The 23877-nt window shown below is 35.8% G+C and carries 21 protein-coding genes; 9 read left to right on the top strand and 12 right to left on the bottom strand.

The features are described from left to right. Positions 1–3: 3 nt before the first annotated feature. Genes lpxA through G530_RS0113070 form a run of 4 tightly spaced genes read right to left on the bottom strand, consistent with a single transcriptional unit; the run spans position 4 to position 4464 of the window. Positions 4–789 carry an acyl-ACP--UDP-N-acetylglucosamine O-acyltransferase gene (lpxA, locus tag G530_RS0113085; RefSeq protein WP_026934968.1) on the bottom strand — a complete coding sequence of 262 codons (786 nt, stop codon included), beginning with the start codon at positions 787–789 and terminating at the stop codon, positions 4–6. Between the two features lie 5 nt (positions 790–794). Beyond that, the gene (locus G530_RS0113080; protein WP_026934967.1) at positions 795–2192 is read right to left on the bottom strand and encodes a bifunctional UDP-3-O-[3-hydroxymyristoyl] N-acetylglucosamine deacetylase/3-hydroxyacyl-ACP dehydratase; all 1398 of its coding nucleotides are present in this window, start codon (positions 2190–2192) and stop codon (positions 795–797) included. Next, positions 2185–3210: a UDP-3-O-(3-hydroxymyristoyl)glucosamine N-acyltransferase gene (gene lpxD, locus G530_RS0113075; protein WP_026934966.1), complete on the bottom strand. Its 1026-nt coding sequence runs from the start codon at positions 3208–3210 to the stop codon at positions 2185–2187. Before lpxD ends, G530_RS0113080 begins: the two co-directional genes overlap by 8 nt. A 24-nt stretch (positions 3211–3234) precedes the next feature. After that, entirely contained in the window at positions 3235–4464 is a 1230-nt protein-coding gene (locus G530_RS0113070; RefSeq protein WP_026934965.1) for an HD domain-containing protein, read from the bottom strand. Positions 4465–4591: 127 nt separating this feature from the next. Between G530_RS0113070 and porX the strand changes: the two genes are divergently transcribed. The 5 genes from porX to G530_RS0113045 all read left to right on the top strand — a co-directional run bounded on the left by porX (position 4592) and on the right by G530_RS0113045 (position 9299). Then, the gene (porX, locus tag G530_RS0113065) at positions 4592–6142 is read left to right on the top strand and encodes a T9SS response regulator signal transducer PorX (protein WP_026934964.1); all 1551 of its coding nucleotides are present in this window, start codon (positions 4592–4594) and stop codon (positions 6140–6142) included. Positions 6143–6271: 129 nt separating this feature from the next. Further along, positions 6272–6676: a tRNA (adenosine(37)-N6)-threonylcarbamoyltransferase complex ATPase subunit type 1 TsaE gene (gene tsaE / locus G530_RS0113060; protein ID WP_026934963.1), complete on the top strand. Its 405-nt coding sequence runs from the start codon at positions 6272–6274 to the stop codon at positions 6674–6676. 355 nt (positions 6677–7031) lie between these two features. After that, positions 7032–7655: a hypothetical protein gene (locus tag G530_RS0113055; RefSeq protein WP_240472163.1), complete on the top strand. Its 624-nt coding sequence runs from the start codon at positions 7032–7034 to the stop codon at positions 7653–7655. Positions 7656–7712: 57 nt separating this feature from the next. Then, on the top strand, positions 7713–8915 hold the full coding sequence (locus G530_RS0113050; RefSeq protein ID WP_026934961.1) for an alanine dehydrogenase: 1203 nt from the start codon (positions 7713–7715) through the stop codon (positions 8913–8915). 3 nt (positions 8916–8918) lie between these two features. Further along, the gene (locus G530_RS0113045) at positions 8919–9299 is read left to right on the top strand and encodes a DUF4258 domain-containing protein (RefSeq protein WP_026934960.1); all 381 of its coding nucleotides are present in this window, start codon (positions 8919–8921) and stop codon (positions 9297–9299) included. A 37-nt stretch (positions 9300–9336) separates the two neighbouring features. Here G530_RS0113045 and bcp read toward each other — a convergent pair whose 3' ends face one another. Beyond that, positions 9337–9789, bottom strand: coding sequence for a thioredoxin-dependent thiol peroxidase (gene bcp, locus G530_RS0113040; protein WP_026934959.1), 453 nt, complete (start codon positions 9787–9789; stop codon positions 9337–9339). 31 nt (positions 9790–9820) lie between these two features. Between bcp and G530_RS0113035 the strand changes: the two genes are divergently transcribed. Further along, complete coding sequence (locus G530_RS0113035) at positions 9821–10477, top strand: endonuclease III domain-containing protein (protein ID WP_026934958.1); 657 nt, start codon at positions 9821–9823, stop codon at positions 10475–10477. Positions 10478–10516: 39 nt separating this feature from the next. Here the strand turns inward: G530_RS0113035 and G530_RS17715 are convergent, their stop codons facing one another. Together G530_RS17715 and G530_RS0113025 are read right to left on the bottom strand one after the other, a co-directional pair. Then, positions 10517–10669, bottom strand: coding sequence for a hypothetical protein (locus G530_RS17715; RefSeq protein WP_169514043.1), 153 nt, complete (start codon positions 10667–10669; stop codon positions 10517–10519). A 62-nt stretch (positions 10670–10731) separates the two neighbouring features. Beyond that, complete coding sequence (locus G530_RS0113025) at positions 10732–11316, bottom strand: RNA polymerase sigma factor (RefSeq protein WP_026934957.1); 585 nt, start codon at positions 11314–11316, stop codon at positions 10732–10734. Between the two features lie 232 nt (positions 11317–11548). On the opposite strand from G530_RS0113025, the gene uvrA reads away from it, so the two are divergent. Next, positions 11549–14335: an excinuclease ABC subunit UvrA gene (uvrA, locus tag G530_RS0113020; RefSeq protein WP_026934956.1), complete on the top strand. Its 2787-nt coding sequence runs from the start codon at positions 11549–11551 to the stop codon at positions 14333–14335. 140 nt (positions 14336–14475) lie between these two features. After that, positions 14476–15729, top strand: coding sequence for a hypothetical protein (locus G530_RS17370; protein ID WP_156888636.1), 1254 nt, complete (start codon positions 14476–14478; stop codon positions 15727–15729). An 80-nt stretch (positions 15730–15809) separates the two neighbouring features. On the opposite strand, the gene G530_RS0113010 is transcribed toward G530_RS17370, so the two are convergent. The 4 genes from G530_RS0113010 to G530_RS0112995 all read right to left on the bottom strand — a co-directional run bounded on the left by G530_RS0113010 (position 15810) and on the right by G530_RS0112995 (position 21346). Further along, entirely contained in the window at positions 15810–17267 is a 1458-nt protein-coding gene (locus G530_RS0113010; RefSeq protein ID WP_026934955.1) for an oligosaccharide flippase family protein, read from the bottom strand. After that, complete coding sequence (locus tag G530_RS0113005; RefSeq protein ID WP_026934954.1) at positions 17268–18551, bottom strand: glycosyltransferase family 4 protein; 1284 nt, start codon at positions 18549–18551, stop codon at positions 17268–17270. 20 nt (positions 18552–18571) lie between these two features. Next, a complete protein-coding gene (locus G530_RS0113000; protein ID WP_026934953.1) occupies positions 18572–20986 on the bottom strand; it encodes a YfhO family protein in 2415 nt (804 codons plus the stop codon). A 78-nt stretch (positions 20987–21064) separates the two neighbouring features. Next, on the bottom strand, positions 21065–21346 hold the full coding sequence (locus G530_RS0112995) for a DUF4834 family protein (RefSeq protein WP_026934952.1): 282 nt from the start codon (positions 21344–21346) through the stop codon (positions 21065–21067). 106 nt (positions 21347–21452) lie between these two features. Here G530_RS0112995 and G530_RS0112990 point away from each other — a divergent pair, with 106 nt between their 5' ends. Next, the gene (locus G530_RS0112990; protein WP_035716437.1) at positions 21453–22424 is read left to right on the top strand and encodes a transporter; all 972 of its coding nucleotides are present in this window, start codon (positions 21453–21455) and stop codon (positions 22422–22424) included. Between the two features lie 67 nt (positions 22425–22491). Here G530_RS0112990 and capB read toward each other — a convergent pair whose 3' ends face one another. Next, positions 22492–23754 carry a cysteate-C-fatty acyltransferase gene (capB, locus tag G530_RS0112985; RefSeq protein WP_026934950.1) on the bottom strand — a complete coding sequence of 421 codons (1263 nt, stop codon included), beginning with the start codon at positions 23752–23754 and terminating at the stop codon, positions 22492–22494. Positions 23755–23877: the final 123 nt, after the last annotated feature.

Raw genomic sequence — 23877 nt, 5'->3', positions numbered from 1 at the left:
ATCTTAATTTGAACTGAAGTATCCTTTCATGATACCTCTTTGTGAGTTTTTAATGAATTCTAATATTTCATCTCTTTCGGCCGTTGCCTGCATTTCTGCTTCAATAATTGCTACTGCCTGAGAGTTATTATAATTTTTCTGATACAATATTCTATAAATATCCTGGATCTCCCTAATCTTTTCCGTAGTAAAGCCTCTTCTACGAAGTCCTATTGAGTTGATACCAACATAACTTAAAGGTTCGCGACCGGCTTTTACAAACGGTGGAACATCTTTTCTAACTAAAGATCCGCCGGTAACAAAGGCATGATTACCAATACTGCAAAATTGCTGAATAGCTGCCATACCCGCAAGGATAACATGGTCTCCAACATTTATATGACCAGCAAGAGTACTGTTATTTGAAAAAATACAGTTATCTCCAACAATACAATCATGGGCAATATGGCAATAAGCCATGATCCAGCAATTGTTGCCAATCACAGTCTTCATACGATCTGTAGTACCTCTATTAATAGTCACACATTCTCTAATGGTAGTGTTATCACCAATAACGGTAAGGGTGTCTTCGTCGTTGAATTTTTTATCCTGTGGAACAGCTGATATAACGGCTCCTGGAAAAATACTACAATTCTTCCCGATACGTGCGCCTTCCATTATAGAAACATTGGAACCAATCCAGGTACCTTCTCCAATCACTACGTTATTATGTATCGTCGCAAAAGGCTCAATCACCACATTTTTGGCAATTTTAGCTCCCGGATGTACATATGCTAAAGGTTGGTTCATTCTATTTATTTTGATTTAACTATTTGTGCCATTAAAACGGCTTCTGTGGCAAGTTGTCCATTTACATAGGCATATCCCTGCATTTGACAAATTCCTCTCCTTATTGGAGCTAATAATTCTAATTTAAATATAAGTGTATCCCCAGGCACCACCTGTCTTTTGAATCTTACATTATCGATTTTCATAAAGAATGTAAGATAGTTTTCTGGGTCTGGAACAGATTTTAAAGCCAGGATCCCTCCTGTTTGTGCCATTGCTTCAACCTGAAGAACTCCGGGCATTACAGGCTTACCAGGAAAATGTCCTACGAAAAATGGTTCGTTCATAGTAACATTTTTCATCCCGATTACATGCGTATCTGTTAGCTCATAGATCTTATCTACAAGCAGGAAAGGAGATCTGTGCGGTAATGTATCCATAATATCATTCACGTCCATTAATGGCGCCTGTGAAAGATCAATTTTAGGTACATTATTCCTTTTTTCAGCTTTAATTACTTTAGCTAATTTTTTGGCAAATTCAGTATTTACGTGATGACCTGGTTTAGTTGCAATGATCTTCCCTCTAATTCGGGTTCCCACAAGTGCCACATCTCCAAGTACATCTAATAATTTATGTCTAGCAGCTTCATTTGGATAATGAAGGGTAAGGTTGTCAAGTATTCCGTTTGGTTTAACTGAAATTTCATCCCGGTTAAAAGCTACCCTGAGTTTCTTTAAAGTTTCTTCGCTGATCTCTTTATCTACATAGACGATCGCATTGTTAAGGTCACCACCTTTAATAAGGCCGTGCTCTAACAAAGTTTCTATTTCATGTAGAAAACTGAAAGTTCTGGAATCGGCTATTTCTTTCTTGAATTCAGATAAATGCTCTATAGATGCATTTTGAGTTCCAAGAACCTTGGTGCCAAAATCTACCATCGTAGTTACCTGATATTCATCTGCAGGCATAGCAATAATTTCGCTGCCATTCTCATCACGATAACAGATGATCTCATCAACAATATATTCATCCCTGTCTGCTTCCTGATCTACGGTACCCGCTTTCTCTAAAGCTTCCACAAAGAATTTTGAAGAACCATCCATAATTGGTGGTTCTGAAGCATCTAACTCAATATATAGATTATCTATTTCTAAACCTACACAAGCCGCAAGTACATGTTCTGAGGTCTGAATGGTCACCCCGTTTTTATCGAGGTTAGTACCTCTTTGGGTATTCACCACATAACTTACATCGGCTTCAACTTCGGGATTTCCTTCAAGATCTGTTCTTCTAAACACGTAGCCTGTATTCTCTGGAGCTGGCTTGAATGTAAGCTTCACTTCTTTCCCTGTGTGCAGGCCAACACCTTCAAGAGAAACTTCCTCCTGAATGGTTCTTTGTTTCGAAATTCTATCAGCCATTATTCAATTTTTTTTCTAGTTGGTTTATAATATTCATAGTTTGGGGTAGATTCTTAAAATGTATATAGGATTTATTATAATCACTATATCCAATTGCGGGAGAACCTTGCAACATCTCATCATCTTTGATATCACGACCAATTCCAGATTGAGCCTGGATCTTTACACGGTCCCCAATGGTAAGGTGGCCGGCGAACCCCACCTGGCCTCCAATTAAACAATTCTTACCAATTTTAGTTGATCCGGCAATTCCTGTTTGTGCCGCGATGGCTGTATTCTCGCCTATTTCAACGTTATGAGCTATCTGAATTTGATTATCCAGCTTCACTCCTTTTCTAATAATAGTAGATCCTAATGTCGCACGATCTATAGTAGTAGCTGCACCAATATCCACATGATCTTCAATCACCACATTTCCTATTTGAGGCACTTTGCTATATTCACCTGTTTCTCCAGGACTAAATCCAAATCCGTCTGCCCCAATAACAGCTCCGCTATGAATAGTGACATTGCTCCCAATCAAGGTTTCTGAATATATTTTTACTCCGGCAAAAATTGTAACATTATCACCGATCTTTACATTATCTCCTATATATACATTGGGATATACCTTTACATTTTCTCCTATCTTCACATTATCTCCAATATATGAGAACGAACCTAGATATAATCCTTCGCCGTATGTGGCTGATTCTGAAATATGACTAGGTGATTCTATACCAGACTTATTCAGCTTAATTTGATTATAGTATTCTAACAAGGTTGAAAAGGCCTTATAGGCGTCTTTTACCTTAATAAGAGTTGTATTAACTGGTTGCTCTACTTCAAAATCATCATTAACGATCGTAATAGATGCATTGGTTGTATATAAAAAGGAAGTATATTTAGGATTGCTCAAGAAAGTAAGAGAACCTTCCGCTCCTTCTTCGATTTTGGCTAGTTCTGAAACTTCCGCCTCAGGATTGCCCTCAACCTTACCTTCTAATATCTCGGCTATTTGCTCTGCTGTAAACTTCATTCTGGCAAAAGTAAAAAAAATGCGCTAATCTTTAACTTTTGGATAACACATATAGTATTTAGTCACAGTATTTGTGAGGGCTTTTAAATTGAATTGATCTGAAACCTTTACTACATCGTTGATCTTTCCATTCTTATGAAGAATATTTATATTATCCTTTTCACGTTTATAGGCCAGATTTGCTATTTCTCCTTCAAAAACAAAATAAGAAGCTTCCTTTTCTGAAATTCCGTATTTCCTTTGAAGGGCCAACGATCTTTTCTCTAGTTTATCCTGAGTAGGTTTTTTCTTTTTGATCTTAACTTTCAAAAGATTCCTGTTAATGATCATTTCGCAAAGATTACTAAGTACAAAATCATCAGAATACATCCACTCTTTCATTGCAGAGATCACATCATTATCATCCAGACGTGAAAACATATTTAAGGTCTTGGAATCAAATTCCTCTCTGGTAATTTTATTTTCCAGAAAATACATCAGGGATCCGCTTGCATGCAACGTATGTCCCTGGCCAATCAATTCTTTTGCTCTTTTAAGAACACGAATAAGTAATTGTTCTGCTACTAAACTTGTTTTGTGCAGGTAAACCTGCCAGTACATTAATCTGCGGCCTATGAGGAATTTTTCTACGGAATAGATACCTTTTTCTTCAACAACAAGCTCATCGTCTACCACATTGAGCATGGTAATTAAACGTTCACTATTAATATTACCTTCTACAGCACCAGTATAAAAACTGTCCCTTTTAAGATAATCTAAACGGTCCATATCCATCTGACTGGATATTAGCTGATTCATAAATTTTCTTTCATAACTACCTTTGAAGATCTTTATGGCCAGCGTTAAACTTTGGTTAAAATTCGCATTCATTTCCTCCATGAAAAGAAGTGAAATAGTCTCATGATCAACACCTTCCACTAAACTATGTTCCATGGCATGGCTGAATGGTCCATGTCCAATATCATGCATTAGAATAGCGATCAAAAGAGCTTCTTCTTCCTTATCAGAAATCTCAACTCCTTTATACTTAAGGACTCGAACTGCTTTCTGCATTAAATGCACACAGCCAAGGGCATGATGAAATCTGGTATGATGTGCACCTGGATATACTAAATAAGACAATCCCATTTGAGAAATTCGGCGTAATCTTTGAAAGTAAGGATGTTCAATAATCTGAAAGATCCGCTCATTAGGAATGGTAATAAAACCGTAAATTGGATCGTTTAATATTTTAAGTTTAGTTTGGGAAGCCAAGCTTTATTTTTCTAAAATTCAAAACAAAGATACATATATGAATTTAGCCAAAGTATATTCTTCAATTTAAGTAAGATACTACCGGCTATTTACATTTTTATTCAATCAATAAATACAGAAACACTTTATGAATAATATCAAAATTTTATGGGTAGACGACGAAATAGATCTGCTGAAACCACACATTATGTTTTTGGAAGCCCGCAACTATGACGTGACAACCTGTAAAAGTGGAACTGAAGCATTAGAGCAAATTGAAACTGAAAATTTTGATATTGTCTTCCTGGATGAAAATATGCCTGGTCTTACCGGGCTGGAAACTCTAGCTGAGATCAAGGAAAAAAGAGAAACGGTGCCTATTGTGATGATCACAAAAAGTGAGGAAGAATATATCATGGAAGAAGCCATCGGTTCCAAGATTGCAGACTACCTTATCAAACCGGTCAATCCTAATCAAATCCTGCTTAGCATTAAAAAGAATCTGGATCACTCGAGACTTATTTCTGAAAAAACAACATCTAATTATCAGCAGGAGTTCAGAAAGATCGCCATGGAAATGTCTCAGGTGAATTCTTACGAGGAGTGGGCAGAACTATATCAGAAACTGGTATACTGGGAAATTCAGCTAGAAGATATTGAAGATTCAAGTATGGTTGAAATTCTTGAGTCACAAAAGCAGGAGGCAAATAATCAATTCTTCAAATTCATATCAAAGAATTATCAAAGTTGGTTTGAAAAGAATGCCGAACCACCGGTTATGTCTCACACATTATTTAAAAAGAATATTCTACCTGAATTAAAGAAAGACCAGCCTACCTTACTTATAGTCGTAGATAATTTAAGATACGATCAATGGAAGACGCTTGAACCAATTATTAATCCTTATTATAAAAAGGAAAAAGAAAGCGCTTATTACAGCATTCTACCAACGGCTACTCAATATGCAAGGAACGCCATCTTCTCTGGCCTAATGCCAAGTGAAATGGAAAAACTATTCCCTAAATACTGGAAAAATGATACCGAAGAAGGAGGTAAAAATCAGTTTGAGGCTCAATTTCTGAAAGAGCAATTAAATCGACTGGGAGAAGATCTCAAATTTGAATACCATAAAATAAGTAGTCTTAAAGCTGGTAGGAAGTTAGTAGATAATTTTAAAACCCAAAAATCAAATGACTTAACGGTGGTAGTTTACAATTTTGTTGATATGCTATCCCATTCTAAAACCGAGATGGAAGTGATAAAAGAACTTGCATCCAATGATAAGTCCTATAGAAGCCTTACTCAAAGCTGGTTTAAAAACTCACCTTTACTAGAGATTATCCAGAAAGCGCAACAATCTGGATTTAAGCTAATCATCACTACAGACCACGGAACAATTAATGTAAAAAACCCTTCAAAGGTTATTGGCGACAAGAATACTAGCCTGAACTTAAGATATAAAACGGGCAAAAGTCTTACCTATGAGAATAAAGAAGTATTCGCTATACAAGACCCAAAATCTGTTTATTTACCTACCATTAACATGAGTAGTTCTTATATTTTTGCCAAAGAGGATCTTTTCTTCGCCTATCCAAATAATTATAATCACTACGTGAGTTATTACAAAAATACTTTTCAGCATGGAGGTGTTTCACTTGAAGAAGTTGTAATACCCTTTGTAGTCCTAAATCCAAAATAATCGATAAAATACCATTATCATCGATTAAATACATTTAATTAAATTGTATCCCCTTGACTTTCAAGAGAGTGAGGCAGTTTATCTATTTTTTACCTATATTTACAATCCCAAATCTGACATTTTGAATTTATGGAGTTAACCTACAGACTTCAAGAACTGGATACAGCCGTAGATTACATTCTACGTAACACAAAAAGTAAAACCTTGCTTTTTTACGGCGAAATGGGTGCTGGTAAAACCACTCTTATAAAAGAGCTGGTTAAAGCACTTGGCATACGAGACGTAGCCTCCAGTCCAACGTTTTCACTAGTTAACCATTACGAGTCAGAGAAAGGATCTGTTTATCATTTTGATTTTTACAGGATCGAAGATGAGATAGAGGCTTTAGATATTGGAATTGAAGATTACCTGGATTCAGATAATTGGAATTTGATTGAATGGCCACAAAAAATAGAAAATTTAATAGGGGAAAACACCCAAAAATTGGAGATATTGGTAGAATCTGAAAACACTAGAAAGTTAAAGTTTTGTTAACAAATCGGAAATTAAGGATAGTTGAAGCATAAACTTTATTGTAAGAATTTTTTTACTTTTACCTCTGATTTATAAAGTCAATTTTAGAATTTTTATTCATTGAACGATTTATAAATAAATTTAACCTAACATATTTAAAGTTTAAATTGCGATTTTGAGCCATTTTTTTCGCTCAAAAAAAGGCGCAAAGGTACGACTAATGTTTTAACCTACAGGTTTTTAAGTTGTTATATGTTTGTAACAGAAAACAGAACAAAACAACAACCTTAAAAACCTATAATTATGAAACTTAAAGCAATACTTTTCGCAGCAGCAATATTTGGAGCTAGTTTTTTTGTAACTTCAACTTCAAACGATGACACCAATAAAAATGAAATTAAAGAGCAAGCTGTCGACAAAAGGACAATCAGAGTACCTTCTGCTGGGTAGTATAATTGCGCTATTAATAGCCTTTTCACCATATTTATTTTATTTATATGAAATTTTCCCAAGCACACCCGTTTGGGAAAATTCTTTTTTTACCTATGAAAGTAAATACTATGAAAATGTACTCACAGCTGCATGGACGTATTTAGGTAAAATAACTCCTCTATTTCTTTTATTAATTTGGTTTTTTACTTGTAAGCACTGGTGGTATCATGTAATACTAATCCCGGCAGTGATGTATGCCTATCAATTAATCATTACTTTTTATGATGATTATTATCTTGATAGTGCTTTTTTCATGGATACTAATGGCCTTATATATCTTGCTCCTTTCTTTATAATTATATTATCAATAGTGTACCTTATAAGAATTAAAATATTTGATCGGGTATATGGGTTAGATCTATCAGAACTAGATGAGACTGAAATCTCTGTATTTTCACCCATATCAGATAAGGATTTAAAAGAGGTTAAGAGCTTCCAGGATGAAGATGATCATGAAGAAATAGATCAGTCTAATATCTTGGTAGAAGACTACTACCGTAAACTATAATCCATAATTCTTCATTTTATATTTTTAGTTGTAATTTAACTGCTTTAACTTATTTACATGGGAAAACAGCAGGTTTCACCTTTTACCAAAGATCAACTAATACCACAGGAAGAAACTCTTGAAATTTACAAACGTAAAGGTCAGCTTTTTATAGGTATTCCTAAAGAAACAGCTTATCAGGAAAAAAGAATTTGCTTAAGTCCAGATGCTGTTGCGGCTATCACAGCGCATGGTCACCGGGTTATGATAGAATCTGGAGCAGGAAAATGGGCCAGGTTCAGCGATAAAGACTATTCAGACGCCGGAGCAGAAATCACTAAGGATACAAAGAAAGTATTCTCCTGCCCTACTATCCTAAAGATCGAACCACCATCTATAGAAGAACTTGAGTATATTAATCCGCAAACCATATTAATTTCAGCTTTACAGATTAAAACTCAATGTAAAGAATATTTTCAAAAACTTGCTGAAAAGAGAGTTACCGCGCTTGGTTTTGAGTTCATTAAAGATGATGACGGTAGTTATCCTATTGTTCGTGCATTAAGTGAAATTGCTGGTACGGCTTCAGTTTTGATCTCTTCTGAAATCATGAGTAATCATGTTGAAGGTAATGGACTAATGTTTGGAAATATAAGTGGAGTTCCTCCAGTTGAAATTGTAATTATTGGAGCTGGAACCGTTGGAGAATTTGCTACAAGATCGGCAATTGGTTTGGGCGCCAGCGTTAAAGTATTTGATAGTTCTTTGACCAAATTGAGGAACATTCAGGCAAATCTCGGCAATACTTTTTATACGAGTACTATTCAGCCAAAAAATTTATCTAAGGCCTTAAAAAGAGCCGATGTAGTAATTGGAGCAGTACGCGGAAAAGACAGGTCGCCCATACTTATAACTGAAGAGATGGTACAATCCATGAAACGTGGAGCCGTTATTATTGATGTAAGTATAGATATGGGCGGTTGTGTAGAAACCAGTGAGATCACCTCTCATGATGAACCTATTTTTACAAAACACGATGTTATACATTATTGCGTCCCTAACATTCCTTCAAGATACGCTCGTACATCGTCTCTTTCTATTAGTAATATCTTCACTCCTTATCTTTTACATATTGGTGAAGAAGGCGGGCTGGAAAATACTTTAAGATTTGACAGAGGTTTACGCAATGGTTTGTATTTTTACCACGGAATTTTAACCAGCAAATCTATAGCAGACTGGTTTAATCTTTCCTACCGTGATATAAACTTATTGATATTTTAAAAAATGAAATTTGTTCATCGCCTTGCCTATTATGGTTTAGGACTTTTTTTTGGAATTGTAATTTTGATATTCTTTCTGGGAGGTAAAAAAACTTCCTGTGACTATTCTCCGAATGCAAGGGTTCTCAAAAATATTAAAATAAAAGAAAGACATTTTACTTCTAATTCCATGAACTTTTTTGAGACCAATAATATAGATACCTCTATAGTCTCTCTTATCCTGAAAGATGGCGATGTAGACTTTAATAAAAGTAATACCGAAGCCAAGCCATGTAAGATCTATTTTGTTTCAGGCGAAACAGGTCGAAATACCCTGGTAATAGAAATTGAGAATTGTGATAGTATTGCAACTATTAAAAAAGCATACATAAAAAAAGACGAGTAGTTAAACTCGTCTTTTTTTATATTAATAACCTTAGATCTTATTCCATGATCTGCTCCGCATGAGCTTTTGTTTTCACTTTCTTAATAACCTCTTCAATTTTGCCTTTTTCATCAATAATAAAGGTTGTTCTATGAATACCTTCATATTCCTTACCCATAAATTTTTTAGGTCCCCATACACCGTAGGCATTGATAACCTCTTTTTCTTCATCGGCTAAAAGAGGATATTTGAAATCATATTTATTCTTGAAATTTTGCTGTCTTTTCTTAGTATCGGCACTAACTCCAAGTATCTCGTAACCTTTATCCTTCATAATATCATAATTATCGCTTAGATTACAAGCCTCTGCAGTACACCCAGGAGTACTGGCTTTTGGGTAAAAAAACAGAACTAATTTCTTGCCTTTATAGTCTGATAGTTTAATCTCATTCCCGTCCTGATCTTCAGCTTTAAAATCGGGAGCCTTATCCCCTTCTTTCAATGTTGTCATAATTATTACTTTTGCCCTAAATTAAAACTTTATGACCAAACAGGAAAAGGTACAGTTTGTTATTGATACGTTAAATGATATATATCCGGAAATTCCTATTCCCTTAGATCATAAGGATCCTTATACACTTCTAATTGCTGTATTATTATCTGCACAGAGCACAGATGTAAAAGTTAATGAGATCACACCCAAACTATTTGAGATCGCAGACGATCCATATAAAATGGTAAAGCTCACAATCGAAGAAATAAGAGATATCATTAAACCTGTTGGACTTTCACCCATGAAATCCAAAGGCATCCATGGACTTTCTGAAATATTGATAAATAAATATAATGGTGAAGTACCTAGAGATATAGATGCTTTAGAAGAATTACCGGCGGTGGGTCATAAAACGGCTAGTGTAGTTGTGGCCCAGTCTTTTAACATTCCTGCTTTTCCTGTAGATACGCATATTCACAGACTTATGTATAGATGGAATCTTACTAACGGTAAAAACGTAGTTCAGACTGAAAAGGATGCTAAAAGACTTTTTCCAAAAGACCTATGGAACAAATTACATTTACAGATAATATGGTATGGCAGACAATATTCCCCAGCCAGAGGTTGGGATCTGGATAAAGATATCATTACCAAAACTATTGGCAGAAAAACGGTTATAAACGAATATAATAAGAGAAAGAAATAAAAAAGACCTGCAGGCTAATAACACAGGCCTTTTTTAAAATTAATTCAGCATCGTCTCGAACTTCATCTTCTTATACTCAACAACATTTAATGCTTTTGAGTAATTCAAAAGAAACTCGATCGTCTCTTTCTTAGGTAGTGGATGATTAATTTTTTCTTCTTTTGAAGATTTTTTAAAGTAGAGTTTCCCCATTTGATATTATTTTATGATGGTTTAATAGAATAACGATACAAACGGGGGGATATTGCTTCTTTTTAGTTAGTTAATATTAAATTTCTTTTTTCAATAATCTTACGCAGATTAATAAGAGCGTATCTCATTCTTCCAAGAGCAGTATTTATACTCACTCCAGTGCGTTCTGAGATTTCTTTAAAACTCATATCCTTATAAATACGCATTGTTAAAACCTCCAATTGATCTTCAGGTAATTCTTTAATTAATTCCTGAACATCAGATTCGATCTGGTCTTTAATTAATTGTTTTTCAGCATTTAGATTGTCATCGCTAAGGACAGAGAAAATATTAAAGTCACCGCTATTATCGAATTTCGGCATTTTTTTGTTTCTTCTAAAATGATCGATGACAAGATTATGGGCTATTCGCATAACCCAGGGTAGAAATTTACCTTCTTCATTATACTTTCCCCTTTTCAGGGTCCGGATGACTTTGATGAAAGTATCCTGAAAAATATCTTCAGAGATATCCCGGTCAAAGACTTTCGAATAAATAAAACTGTAAATACGATGTTGGTGACGATTGATGAGGGCGCCAAGTGCGTTTTCATTTCCATCAAGATAATCACGAACGAGCGACGCGTCAGTTACCTTAGTGTTATTCATAACAGTTACTTTAGTTACAGGAATTAAGAATTCCTGAGGATTAGGTTATTTAGTTTAAAAAAAGTAACTGTGTTTAATAGGCAACTATAATTTTCGGTTATGGTTCAAATATAGCAAGATAAAATTGAGAAATGCAAACAAAACCTTAATATTTTAACAATACTATAGGTTTTTACAGGCTTTCTTTCCCGCTTCATTATGAGTAACTTTGCACTTTTAGCAGAAATTGAGCATGACAACAGACTTAGCAAAAGTAGACCCCAAAAAGAACATTATCATTAAAGGTGCAAAACTGCACAATCTTAAAAATATTAATGCGATCATCCCCAGAAATAAACTGGTGGTGATCACTGGACTTTCTGGTTCAGGAAAATCAAGTCTTGCTTTTGATACTCTTTATGCGGAAGGACAAAGAAGATATGTAGAAAGTCTAAGCTCGTATGCCAGACAATTTCTTGGAAGACTGAATAAACCAAAAGTTGATTATATAAAAGGAATTGCTCCGGCAATCGCTATTGAGCAAAAAGTAAATTCTACTAATCCACGCTCTACTGTTGGAACAGCCACTGAAATCTATGACTATTTAAAACTGTTGTTTGCTCGAATTGGTAGAACCTACTCCCCTGTTTCTGGTAATGAGGTCAAAAAAGACACGGTCACAGATGTAATAAATTATGTAAAGGAGTTTCCCGAACGTGAAAAGTTATTACTACTTGCTCCTATTCATGTTGAAGAAGGTCGTTCTCTGGAGAAAAAAATTAAAGTACTTGCACAACAAGGCTACAGTCGAATAAAACTGGATGATACTGTAGTAAGGATTGATGAAACAGATCTTTCTAAAGCCAAAGATAATAACACCTGGCTGGTTGTAGACAGGATTATAACCAAAGACGAGGAGGATTTCTATAATCGCCTTGCAGATGCCGTTGAAGCTGCCTTCTTTGAAGGTAAGGGAGAGTTGTTTATAGAAAAACTTTCAGACCATAGCTCGAGACATTTTAGCAATAAGTTTGAGCTGGATGGTATTAGTTTCCTTGAACCAAACGTTCATTTATTCAGTTTTAATAATCCATATGGGGCCTGTCCAAAATGTGAAGGTTATGGTGATGTTATTGGGATAGATGAGGAACTGGTAATTCCAAATACCGGCTTATCTATTTATGAAAATGCTATTTTTCCATGGCGCGGCGACAGCATGAGCTGGTACCGTGATCAATTGGTGAATAATTCGCATAAATTCGACTTCCCTATACATAAACCATATTTTGAATTAAGTGCTGAACAAAAAGATTTAGTCTGGAATGGAAATCAATATTTTGAAGGACTTAATCAATTCTTTGAGTTTCTGGAAAGCAAAGCTTACAAGATCCAGAATAGAGTCATGCTTTCACGCTATCGCGGAAAAACAAAATGTTCAACCTGCAAAGGAAAAAGATTAAGACCAGAAGCTCAATATGTAAAGATAAGTGACCATAGCATTACAGATCTTGTTGAAAAACCTTTAGATAAAGTAAGAACATTTTTTAACGATTTAGAGTTGAATGAATATGATCAAAAAATAGCTAAACGCCTACTTACTGAAATAAGAAATAGGCTTGAATTCCTTTCAAATGTAGGGTTGGATTATCTTACCCTGAATCGAAAGTCGAATACCTTATCTGGTGGGGAATCACAAAGAATTAATCTGGCTACATCATTAGGTAGTAGCTTAGTTGGCTCCATGTATATTCTTGATGAACCGTCGATTGGCCTTCATCCAAAAGATACCGAAAAACTAATTGGCGTATTGAAGAATCTTCGTGACCTTGGAAATACGGTGATCATAGTAGAACATGATGAGGAGATTATGAATGCCGCCGATGAAATTATTGATATTGGTCCCGAAGCCGGAACCAATGGAGGTCACGTGGTAGCTACAGGAACCTTAAAGGATATACTTAAATCAGATTCACTTACGGCCAGTTACCTTAATGGAAAAATGGAAATCGCGGTTCCCGAAAAAAGAAGAACTTCAAAAAATAAGATCAAGGTATTAGGTGCCAGGGAGAATAACCTTAAAAATATAGATGTTGAATTTCAATTAGGCATTTTTACGGCTATTACCGGAGTATCAGGGAGTGGTAAAAGTACATTAGTAAAAAAGATCTTATATCCAGCGGTTCAGAAAGAAATAGGCGGTTATGGAGAAAAAGCGGGTCAGTTTAATGGAGTGGAAGGAAACTTTAAAAGTCTAGGGACTGTTGAATTTGTAGATCAAAACCCTATAGGAAGATCCTCAAGATCTAATCCTGTTACCTACATTAAAGCGTATGACGATATTAGAAATCTTTTTGCAAGTCAGCGTTTGGCGAAACTTAGAGGTTTTAAGGCTAAACATTTTTCATTCAATGTAGACGGCGGTAGATGTGAAACATGCAAAGGTGAAGGTGAAGTTACCATTGAAATGCAATTTATGGCCGATGTGCATTTGGAATGTGAAACCTGTAATGGGAAGCGCTTTAAAAAAGAGGTGCTTGAGGTTAATTTTCATGATAAGAATATCGATGATGTTCTAAATATGACCATAGACGATGCTACGAAATTTTTCGAGGAGCATGATCAGGATAAGATCGTTAAGAAATTAAAGCCTTTAAAAGATGTTGGTCTGGGTTATGTACAATTGGGACAAAGTTCCTCTACCCTATCTGGTGGTGAAGCTCAGCGTATAAAGCTTGCTTCCTTCCTGGTTAAAGGAAACACAAAGACCAAAGCGCTTTTTATTTTTGACGAACCTACTACCGGCTTACACTTCCACGACATCCAGAAACTATTAAAGTCCTTTAATGCATTGATCGCAAAAGGACATACAGTTATTGTGATAGAACATAACATGGATTTAGTAAAATGCGCCGATCATGTTATTGATCTTGGCCCTGATGGAGGAGAAAATGGTGGATATATTGTAGGTGAAGGCACACCTGAAGAATTATCAAAGATTAAAAAATCATATACCGCTAAATACCTTAAAGAAAAACTTTAAGGTATTTTAAGTAGCTGTTTTTCAGTATATTGAATATTTATTTCCACCTACCCTAAGGCATGCTTGACGCCTGGAGACGGACTTTGGCACGTGCTTTGTATTTAACAAGAAAAATGTTCTTAATTAAATACACTACTACCATGAGAAACCTGACCCTTATATTCGCATTCTTATTTATTGGATGGTCAGTATCGGCATCCGTAAAATCTAAACCAACCACAACCAATTTTTATAATTATAATGATTCATTCATTTTCGTTGAAGGAGGAGTAGAATTTGCGGTTTACCCAAATGGTGAATTTGATTTCTATTTTAATCCGGATTTAAGAAGAGGAAATTCTTTTAATCTTTCTACCCCGAATGTGAATATTAGTTATAATGCTGGTTATAATTACGATCCATACGTACAGTACGATGATTATGGAGCGGTGATCCAGATCGAGAATGTTCCTATTTATTATGATTACTATGGTAGAATAATCCAGGCTGGAAACATTTTTCTAGACTATAATAATTTTGGAAGATTAGCTCGGGTTGGTAACCTACGTATTCACTATAACCATGCTCACCATGTAACTCATTATTCAGGTTATATTAATCATTATAACAGACGCTATGTCTATAGACCATGGCACGACTTCTACCGTCGTCCTAATGTGAATGTTAGTATTGTTTTCGGTAGACCATATAGAGCCTATTATGAGCCGCAAAGAATCTCTTATAACAAATACGTTACAGTTTATAATAACTATTACGTAAACAAAAAGCGACATAGAAATTTTTACCGACCGTCTCAAAATATAAAATCTTATAATTATGGAAGAAGAACAAGTACAAAGAGACAAATTGCTCAGGTGCGAAGCAGAAATAATTATAATAAACCGGCTACAAGACAAAGTGTAGCTAGAAATAAAACTTATTCAGAAAGAAATAGCTCTAAAAGAATTGAAAGAGGAACCCCTGCAAATAAGCGAACACGGGTTTATAGCGAAAGGAATGAAAGGAGTACTGATTCTAGAGGAAAATCGGCCAGAGTTGATAATTCTCGAATTTCTAAAAGAGAAAGTTCTGTAAGAAGTCCAGAGCCACGTACTTCGAATAGAGTTGAAAACAGAAATTCTAAAAGGATAGAAAAACCTAATTCGAACACAAGAGGAAGAGCTGTTCCATCCAGTCGTACTACTAGAGTTGAGCGATCTGCTCCAGCAACAAAGAGCAGAACCATAGAAAAAAATTCCAGAAGTTCTGAAAGGAAATCAACGGTTAAGCGTCCAACAAGACAAAGCAGTTCGGTTAAGTCCAGAACTTCGGGAACATCAAGATCTCAGACGTTTAGATCAAAAAATTCTTCGCGATCTGGAAGTTCGGCACGAAATGTGAATAATAGAATATAGATGACAAGTTCATAATTTAATTTTTTGGTTGGTTAGTTGGAAAACCCTTGAAGCTCCTAAGCTGATAGGGTTTTCTCGTTTTATGACCTTTTTAGAAACCTATCTATCATTGCATTGATATCTTCAGAAAACCTAAAGGAATAAACAATGGCAAGATATAATACTCCTGCTAGAATTCCCTTTATAAAAATGTTCAGAATTGGATGCACCAGGAAATTCAGATAATAGAATCCTATGCTGAAAATAACCGTTAGGAGGAATGCCCAAAAGGATTTCATTGTAAAAGGGTGAATCCTGAATTTATTGAAAACAATAAATAGCTTGGATGAATTGTAAAGAGTAAAAGCAATAAAACTAGCTATAGCAGCTCCCTCTATTCCAAATTCAGGTATGAATAACATATTTAAAATAAAGGCAACAAATACTAGGATCACTCCTACTCCAAGAACGATCCTGTAATAATCTGAATTAAAAAGTATGCTGTTATTATTCCCTAGCAAATTATCGTATAGCTTCACCAGAGAGATTAATAATACGATCAGGATACTTATTTCATATTCATCAGGAATAAGCTCGTACAGCGAATTCACGTTAGATATGATCCAAACGAAAATCAGGCCGCTTACTATAAGAAGGTTTAATGAACTTTTTTCATATAGATCCTTCAGTCCGGCTTTGTCTTTTTTATTCAGCATTTCTGCCGTAAGAGGATTTGTGATCTGGTGCATAGCTTTTTGAGGAACTGAGATCACTGTAGCTATGTAAACCGCAATTCCGTAGATAGCCACATTCTCAATTGGCAAATAATGCTCAATCATCACTTTGTCGAGATCCAGTAAAACAGTAGCAACAGAAGCCGCCAAAAGAATTAGAGAAGAATATTTTAAGACAGGAGATAAATTCTTTGGAAACTTAAAACTGAACTTTGGTCTATGTAATGAAAATGCATACATCGCCATTAAAAGGGTTCTTATTACAAACACGCCCGATATACTATATATGAATGTTTCTACACTAATCCATTTAAAATAGAATGCCAATAAGAGAATGGTAATGCAGATCCTATGGAATACTTCTTTCATAAGATTCCCGAAAGCACTCTTATAATATATTTTAGACCAGGAAAAGAAAACTTCGAAATAGGCTGTAGCCAGGGAAATGATAAAGATCAGCCATACATAGGGTTGCACAAGGTTATTTTCCCCCTCAAAATAATTCAGCAGATATTCATAAAAGATAAGACCAAAAACTCCTAATACTAATCCTACAATTGCAGGAATAATTAAAATCAGGTTCAATAGCCTGTCCTGATCTCCACGGGTTTTATAGGAGGTGAAAAATTTTATAAGTGTACTGTGAACACCAAATACAAGAAATGGCCAGATTAAATTTGCTGCCGATAAAAGGAAACTCACCAGACCATAATATTCCTTCTCCAGAAAATAGGTAAAAAGAAATAAAGTATTAACCGCCCCGATCCCGAATCCCACGTAAGTGGTAACCATATTCTTAAAGGACTGATTAATTATGATTCCCATCTAGACTTGCTTAATTAGATTTGCCAGTTTGCCCGTCAATGATTTGCGATGATATTGATCTAAATCATGAGAATAGACCATATCCTCTTTATTCATGTACTTCTGAAATAAACCTAAAATGTATGTTTTAATCAATGTAATATCCTGATAGCTATAAACTTTTCCCGCTTCAGTTTCAGATATTATCCTCTCAGCATCCCATTTATCTGGGCCAATAGCTAAGATCGGCCTTCCGGAAGCAAGATACTCGAACAATTTACCCGGGATTATACCTCTGGTTTCCTGTGAATCGATTTCAATCAATAGGAGAACAGATGCATCTCTTTGCATCTGCAGGGCTTTAGAATGGCTTATATATCCTTTATTATTAAGGTTTTCCTCCAGCCCGTAATTCTTAATGCTTCTCAGCACTTCTTCACTTACCTTACCGGCGAGTTCAAGCTCAAAAAGTTTATTAAAATCTTCGTGTTCCTGTTTAAGCTGTTTTAATGCTTTCCAAAGGGATTCAGGATTTCTACCAGATAACAAGGAACCAATATGGGCTATTTTGAATTTAGAGCTAAACGAATTTTTATATTCTATTTCTGAATCGTATCCATTGGTAATTACGGTAGTCGGTTTGCTAGTCTTGGCAGAAAATTCCTCTTGAGTAGTAAAGCTAGTAGTGATAATATGATCTGCAGAATTCAGGACTCTTTTTTCGAGTTCTTCATGCTTCTTTCTTGAACTTTCACTAAGTTTTAATTTGTCATGATAACCTATCTGAGTCCAAGGGTCACGAAAATCTGCAATCCATTTAATGTTCAAATTTTCTTTTAGCTGCAGGCCGATGAGATGCAAACTATGCGGAGGTCCGGTAGTGATAATACCATCGTATGCTCCTCTCTCTATTTCCTCTTTTAAAAATTTCACTGAAGGTTTTATCCAGAACTTTCTGGCATCAGGAATAAAAAAGTTTCCCCTTATATACAACATCGCTTTTTGCAGCGATGATTGCTTCTCTTCTTTCTGAATGATCCCGGAACTAATTGTTTCAGTATCCTTTTTAGAGAATATTCCGGCAATGGCATAGGGCTCAAAGATCTTCTTTTTGATTATCCTTATTCCTTCAGGAATTTCCTTTACAAAAGTCTTATCAATTATCGGGTAACTAGGATTTTCCGGCACATATACCACAGGCTCTACTTCAAATCCTCTTAAATACTTTACGAATTTAAGCCAGCGCTGAACTCCGGGACCACCTGCAGGTGGCCAGTAATATGTTATAATGAGAACTTTTTTCATTCAGGTTTCAGATCAAAAGATCATTTACGCTTTTTAAATTCAAAGCCTATCCCGCCTATTAAAACTAATCCGATTAATATCGAACTAATAAGCGCAATGGTACTACCGGTTTTAACAACCTCAGGTTCGAATTTAAACACAATTTCATGATCCCCGGCAGGAATATTCATTCCTCTTAGAACATAATTCACCTGGGCATGGGAAACAGGTTTACCATCGAGGTAAGCCTGCCAACCTGGTTGATAATAATTTTCTGAAAAAACAGCAAACTGAGCAGAATTAGCCGAAAATTTATATTTCAAATCATTTGGCTGATAGCTTACAAGTTCTATACTTGCTCCTGGATCAAAATTAAAATCTTCATTTAGGATTTGCTTAAATTCTGAATTAACAACTGCTGTAGATCGCAGATCTGTATTTACCAGGGCAAGCATTTCATCATTTTGATTTTCCACCCATCTAATATCATTCACTAACCAGACATTTCCAAAAGCATTAGGATTCTGTTGGGCCTTGGTTCCTTCTTCTGTAGGCACAATGAAATATTTCACATTCAGCATGCTCAATATTTTCATATTATTCTTTGAAATATAGAAATCGTAGAGTTCCTGAATTCTACCTGGTTTAGCTGCATGATATCCGCCCAGTGCATTATGATAATACGATGTTCTTCCCGTATTAAAAGGACTACCGGAAACATCAAAGACTCTATAATGTTCCTTGTCTTCAAGAATTGCCTGATCTGCCGCTAACTTCTGAAATGGCTGCTCCATTTCCCTTGCCATCACAAAGTCATCTTCATTGACATATCTGCGATCTACACCAATAAGGTCAACCAGCATAAGTACTACAAAACCACCAATAACAAGATTTCGGTTTATTTTATTCTGAAGATAGCCCCAGATCAATCCTGCAGAAAGTAGTATAAAAATAAGAGAACGAATTACATCTGAAGTAAATATGCTTTTCCTGTCCTCTTCCAGAGCATTCATAAAATCCATCCCAAATTGCTGAGAATAAGCAGCGTCGTTAGCACCGGCAAAATCGAATAATACCGATTTAAATAATAAGAAGATCAATAACAATCCACCTGTAATTATGGACGACCATTTTAATGCGTATAATTTCTCTTCTTTTTTAACTTCAGCAAGAAACAATTTATATAAACCAATGATGGCCAATAACGGAAGGCATAATTCAAGTATGACCTGTATAGATGAAACTGCTCGGAATTTATCGTAAAGAGGTATAAAATCGATAAAGAAACTGGTGAGAAACTCAAAATTCTTCCCCCAACTTAAAAACAATGCCAGAAGGCTACCACCAACGATCCACCATTTCAATCTTCCTCTAATAAGGAATAAGGCAAAGACAAAAAGGAAGATAACGGTTGCTCCAATGTATGCTGGAGCACCAACAAATGGCTGATCTCCCCAATAGGTTGGAGCACCTTCTGTAAAACCTTCAGCCTGTACAGGAGAAGCACCAATTTCTCTAAGGGCTTCATAAAGATTTGAATCTTTGCCTATGTTTTCTGAGCTACCTCCTCCCATAAAACGCGGAATCAGGAGATTAAAACTTTCTATAATTCCATAGCTATATTCAGTAATATAATCGAAGCTTAAACCGGTGTTTTCTTTAGGAGCACCATCTGGTGTAATCGTTAATTCTGATTCACCTCTGGTACTAAACTTTGTATATTCACTAGTCGCGAGTAAATTTGTTGCATTCGCGGCTATTGCAAGAACCACCGCAACAACCATGATCCCTAAAGATTTAAAATATTCAGGAATTAACTTCTTACGATAGGCATCCACCAGGTAAGCGATTCCCAGAGCAATGACCAGGAGTAATAAATAGTAGGTCATCTGGAAATGATTCGCCTGGATCTCCAGAGCCATGGCCACAGTAAGTAACAGAAAACTCCAGATATTTCTATGCCTGAAAATGCTAATTATTCCAGCAAGAACCATTGGCATATAGGCAATGGCATGGGCCTTGGCATTATGACCAACTCCCAGAATAATTATTAAATAAGTTGAAAAACCAAAAGCAATAGATCCAAGAAAAGCCAGCTTATAATCCACTTTCATACATAGCAGTAGAATATAAAATCCTATAAAATAGAGAAAAAGGTAATCTGCCGGCCTGGGAAGGAATCTTAAAGCGGTGTCAAGTTTCTTTATATAATTATGCGGATAGTATGCACCTAACTGGTAAGTGGGCATTCCTCCAAAAGCGGCATCTGTCCAGTAAGGCTCCTCTCCAGTTTCGGCTCTGAAGTCGTTTTGCTCTTTAGCCATCCCGATATATTGAATAATATCGCTTTGGTATATCTCCTTGCCTTGAAGAACCGGATTAAAGTAAAATAATGATAATAAGATAAAACCTGCCAGAACGAACAGGTGAGGTAAGAATTGCTTCAATTTAGCCATTAATCGGACTTTTGATTTTAAACCACAAATTTTGTGTAAAACAAAGCCTTGATATCAGCGCTTTGTTAAAATCCGAAATTAATCAATTTCTTCGTAATCGATATATTCACCAACATTTTTATTGGATTGGTTTCCATTTTTTGGCTTTTTATCGATACTTACTTTTCCTTTTTTATCCTGAGTTTGTTGGGCGCCTCCAAATTGCTGGCTGAATTGTTTTTCAAATTTCTGCCCCATCTTTTTCATAAACCATTTAAGGATGAGAGGCCCAAAAAACCGAAGTAATATTTTAAGACCAAAGTATACTAACAGAACTATAAGTACCGTTTTTAATACTCCAGACATAGATGCTTCTAACATTCTAAAACTTTTTGTAAAAATAAAAAGAAGCCGCCACAATCAGGGAAGTTTCAGCTATAAAATTATAATAAATCTTATATCTTTGATAGAATCAACCCAATTAACTATGCGTAAATCAGCCGTATTTAGCCTATTTCTAATTATTGCTACCAGTCTTCACGCTCAATATACCGAAACCATAAATTCCAACCGGCCGGGACAATCTCAGGGTGCTTTTGCCGTAGGGACAAATGTAATACAGTTAGAATCTGGTCTATATTTTGGTGATGAAGAACATACGGGGCTTGGTACAGAAACAGATCTATGGGGAGTAGATTACCAATTGAGATATGGATTACTTTTCGAGAACCTTGAATTAAATATTTCAGGTGCTTTTGAATCTCAAAATATCTACCGGGATTTTCTGGGGGTTACTAGTGAAGGAAAGATAAGTAATTTTAAATCTAATACTATTGGCGCTAAATACCTCATCTTTGATCCTTATAAAAGTCTTGAAGAAGACAAACCAAATTTATATAGCTGGAAAGCGAATCAGCGATTTAAATGGAAAACATTAATTCCGGCAATTTCAATTTATGCAGGGGCAAACGTTGCTTTTGGGGATAATCCGTACTTATTTGAAGGTGAAGGGAAATTTAGTCCGAAAGCAGCTATTATTACTCAGAACAACTGGGGTCGTTGGGTATTAGTATTGAACTTAATTGCCGACAAACTTTCTGAAGATTTTAGATCCTATACAGGGATCGTTACGGTAACTCATACTTTGAGCCAGAATATGGCAATATTCGGGGAATACCAGGCCATTAAAGGTGATATTTATGCTGATGATATTTTAAGGGCTGGGGGCGCTTATTTAATTGGTAAGAACTTACAGTTTGACATCTCGGGCCTGGTTAACTTTAAAGATACTCCTTCAAAATGGCAGGTTGGAGCTGGTGTTTCTTACAGGCTGGATCTACATAAAGTCGATGAATTTCTGGAGGAATCCAATGAAGGAAATAAAAGAAGGCGAAGAAGTGAAAAGTTAAGTAGAGAGAACGAAGGCGAAGATGATGGCGGAGATGGCAACAACAACTAACTGAAAATATTCTAAATAAAAAAAGCCTCGCTATAAACGAGGCTTTTTTTATATAGAATTTATCTTTTTACTTATTAGACATCGCTGCTTCTACAGAGGCAGAAAGTCTTTTATAAGTACCATTTTCAAGTCTTTCTCTAATTGCTGAGAATGCCTCTAGTGTTTCATTAATATCCTGAATAGTATGCGTTGCCGTTGGGATCATTCTAAGAAGGATAAGTCCTTTTGGAATTACCGGGTACACAACTATAGAACAGAATACTCCGTGGTTCTCACGTAGATCCTTCACTAAAGCCATGGCTTCTGGAATACTTCCTTTAAGGTATACTGGAGTCACACAACTTTGTGTAGTACCAATATCAAATCCTTTGTTCTTTAATCCGTTTTGTAATGCATTTACATTCTCCCAAAGCTTCTCTTTAAGCTCTGGCATAGTTCTAAGCATTTCCAAACGTTTTAATGCTCCAACAACCAATTGCATTTGCAATGATTTAGCGAACATCTGTGACCTGAGATTATATTTTAAATAATCCATGATCTCTTTATCACCGGCGATGAAGGCACCTGTACTTGCAAGAGATTTTGCGAAAGTTGCGAAATATACATCTATTTCGTCCTGAACTCCCTGCTCCTCACCTGCACCGGCTCCAGTTTTACCAAGAGTTCCAAAACCATGAGCATCATCTACAAATAATCTGAAATTATATTTTTTCTTAAGCTCAACAATTTCTTTTAGTCTACCCTGCTCACCACGCATTCCAAAAACACCTTCTGAGATCAAAAGTATCCCGCCTCCGGTTTGTTCAGCAATCTTGGTAGCTCGTTGCAGGTTTTTCTCGATACTTTCCATATCGTTATGCTTGTAAGTAAATCTCTGGCCTAAGTGTAATCTTACACCATCAATAATACAAGCATGTGCATCTACATCATATACAATAACATCCTGTTTAGAAACCAATGCGTCAATAGTAGACACCATTCCCTGGTAACCAAAATTCAATAAATATGCTGATTGTTTATGAACAAAAGATGCAAGTTCATCCTGTAATTTCTCGTGAAGGTCGGTATGCCCACTCATCATTCTAGCACCCATAGGATATGCAGAACCATATTCGGCTGCTGCTTCTGCATCTACTTTACGAACTTCAGGATGGTTGGCAAGCCCCAGGTAATCGTTGATACTCCAGGTAATAACTTCCTTACCACGGAATTTCATACGGTTAGAAATTGGTCCTTCCAGTTTAGGAAAAACGAAATATCCCTCTGCCTGCTCAGCCCATTTACCTAGCGGTCCTTTGTCTTTGTAAATTTTATCAAATAAATCCTTCATCGGTCATTTTTTAGACGAGCCGCAAAAATACTGAAATTTGGCTCAATTCTACAAAGTAAATTATAAACATCGAAATCTAATAAAAACAAAAGCATCCTACAAAAAATAGGATGCTTTTGTTAA

The sequence above is a fragment of the Christiangramia echinicola DSM 19838 genome (assembly GCF_000423065.1).
Lineage (GTDB): Bacteria > Bacteroidota > Bacteroidia > Flavobacteriales > Flavobacteriaceae > Christiangramia > Christiangramia echinicola.
Note: the sequence above shows the minus strand (reverse complement) of the source record. Positions and strands in the feature narration are given on the sequence as shown.

Excerpts from the sequence above, each read along its gene's own strand:
- lpxA (WP_026934968.1), bottom strand. The coding sequence starts at position 789 with ATGAACCAACCTTTAGCATATGTACATCCGGGAGCTAAAATTGCCAAA.
- G530_RS0113080 (WP_026934967.1), bottom strand. The coding sequence starts at position 2,192 with ATGGCTGATAGAATTTCGAAACAAAGAACCATTCAGGAGGAAGTTTCT.
- lpxD (WP_026934966.1), bottom strand. The coding sequence starts at position 3,210 with ATGAAGTTTACAGCAGAGCAAATAGCCGAGATATTAGAAGGTAAGGTT.
- porX (WP_026934964.1), top strand. The coding sequence starts at position 4,592 with ATGAATAATATCAAAATTTTATGGGTAGACGACGAAATAGATCTGCTG.
- tsaE (WP_026934963.1), top strand. The coding sequence starts at position 6,272 with ATGGAGTTAACCTACAGACTTCAAGAACTGGATACAGCCGTAGATTAC.
- G530_RS0113055 (WP_240472163.1), top strand. The coding sequence starts at position 7,032 with ATGACACCAATAAAAATGAAATTAAAGAGCAAGCTGTCGACAAAAGGA.
- G530_RS0113050 (WP_026934961.1), top strand. The coding sequence starts at position 7,713 with ATGGGAAAACAGCAGGTTTCACCTTTTACCAAAGATCAACTAATACCA.
- G530_RS0113045 (WP_026934960.1), top strand. The coding sequence starts at position 8,919 with ATGAAATTTGTTCATCGCCTTGCCTATTATGGTTTAGGACTTTTTTTT.
- bcp (WP_026934959.1), bottom strand. The coding sequence starts at position 9,789 with ATGACAACATTGAAAGAAGGGGATAAGGCTCCCGATTTTAAAGCTGAA.
- G530_RS0113035 (WP_026934958.1), top strand. The coding sequence starts at position 9,821 with ATGACCAAACAGGAAAAGGTACAGTTTGTTATTGATACGTTAAATGAT.
- G530_RS17715 (WP_169514043.1), bottom strand. The coding sequence starts at position 10,669 with ATGGGGAAACTCTACTTTAAAAAATCTTCAAAAGAAGAAAAAATTAAT.
- G530_RS0113025 (WP_026934957.1), bottom strand. The coding sequence starts at position 11,316 with ATGAATAACACTAAGGTAACTGACGCGTCGCTCGTTCGTGATTATCTT.
- uvrA (WP_026934956.1), top strand. The coding sequence starts at position 11,549 with ATGACAACAGACTTAGCAAAAGTAGACCCCAAAAAGAACATTATCATT.
- G530_RS17370 (WP_156888636.1), top strand. The coding sequence starts at position 14,476 with ATGAGAAACCTGACCCTTATATTCGCATTCTTATTTATTGGATGGTCA.
- G530_RS0113010 (WP_026934955.1), bottom strand. The coding sequence starts at position 17,267 with ATGGGAATCATAATTAATCAGTCCTTTAAGAATATGGTTACCACTTAC.
- G530_RS0113005 (WP_026934954.1), bottom strand. The coding sequence starts at position 18,551 with ATGAAAAAAGTTCTCATTATAACATATTACTGGCCACCTGCAGGTGGT.
- G530_RS0113000 (WP_026934953.1), bottom strand. The coding sequence starts at position 20,986 with ATGGCTAAATTGAAGCAATTCTTACCTCACCTGTTCGTTCTGGCAGGT.
- G530_RS0112995 (WP_026934952.1), bottom strand. The coding sequence starts at position 21,346 with ATGTTAGAAGCATCTATGTCTGGAGTATTAAAAACGGTACTTATAGTT.
- G530_RS0112990 (WP_035716437.1), top strand. The coding sequence starts at position 21,453 with ATGCGTAAATCAGCCGTATTTAGCCTATTTCTAATTATTGCTACCAGT.
- capB (WP_026934950.1), bottom strand. The coding sequence starts at position 23,754 with ATGAAGGATTTATTTGATAAAATTTACAAAGACAAAGGACCGCTAGGT.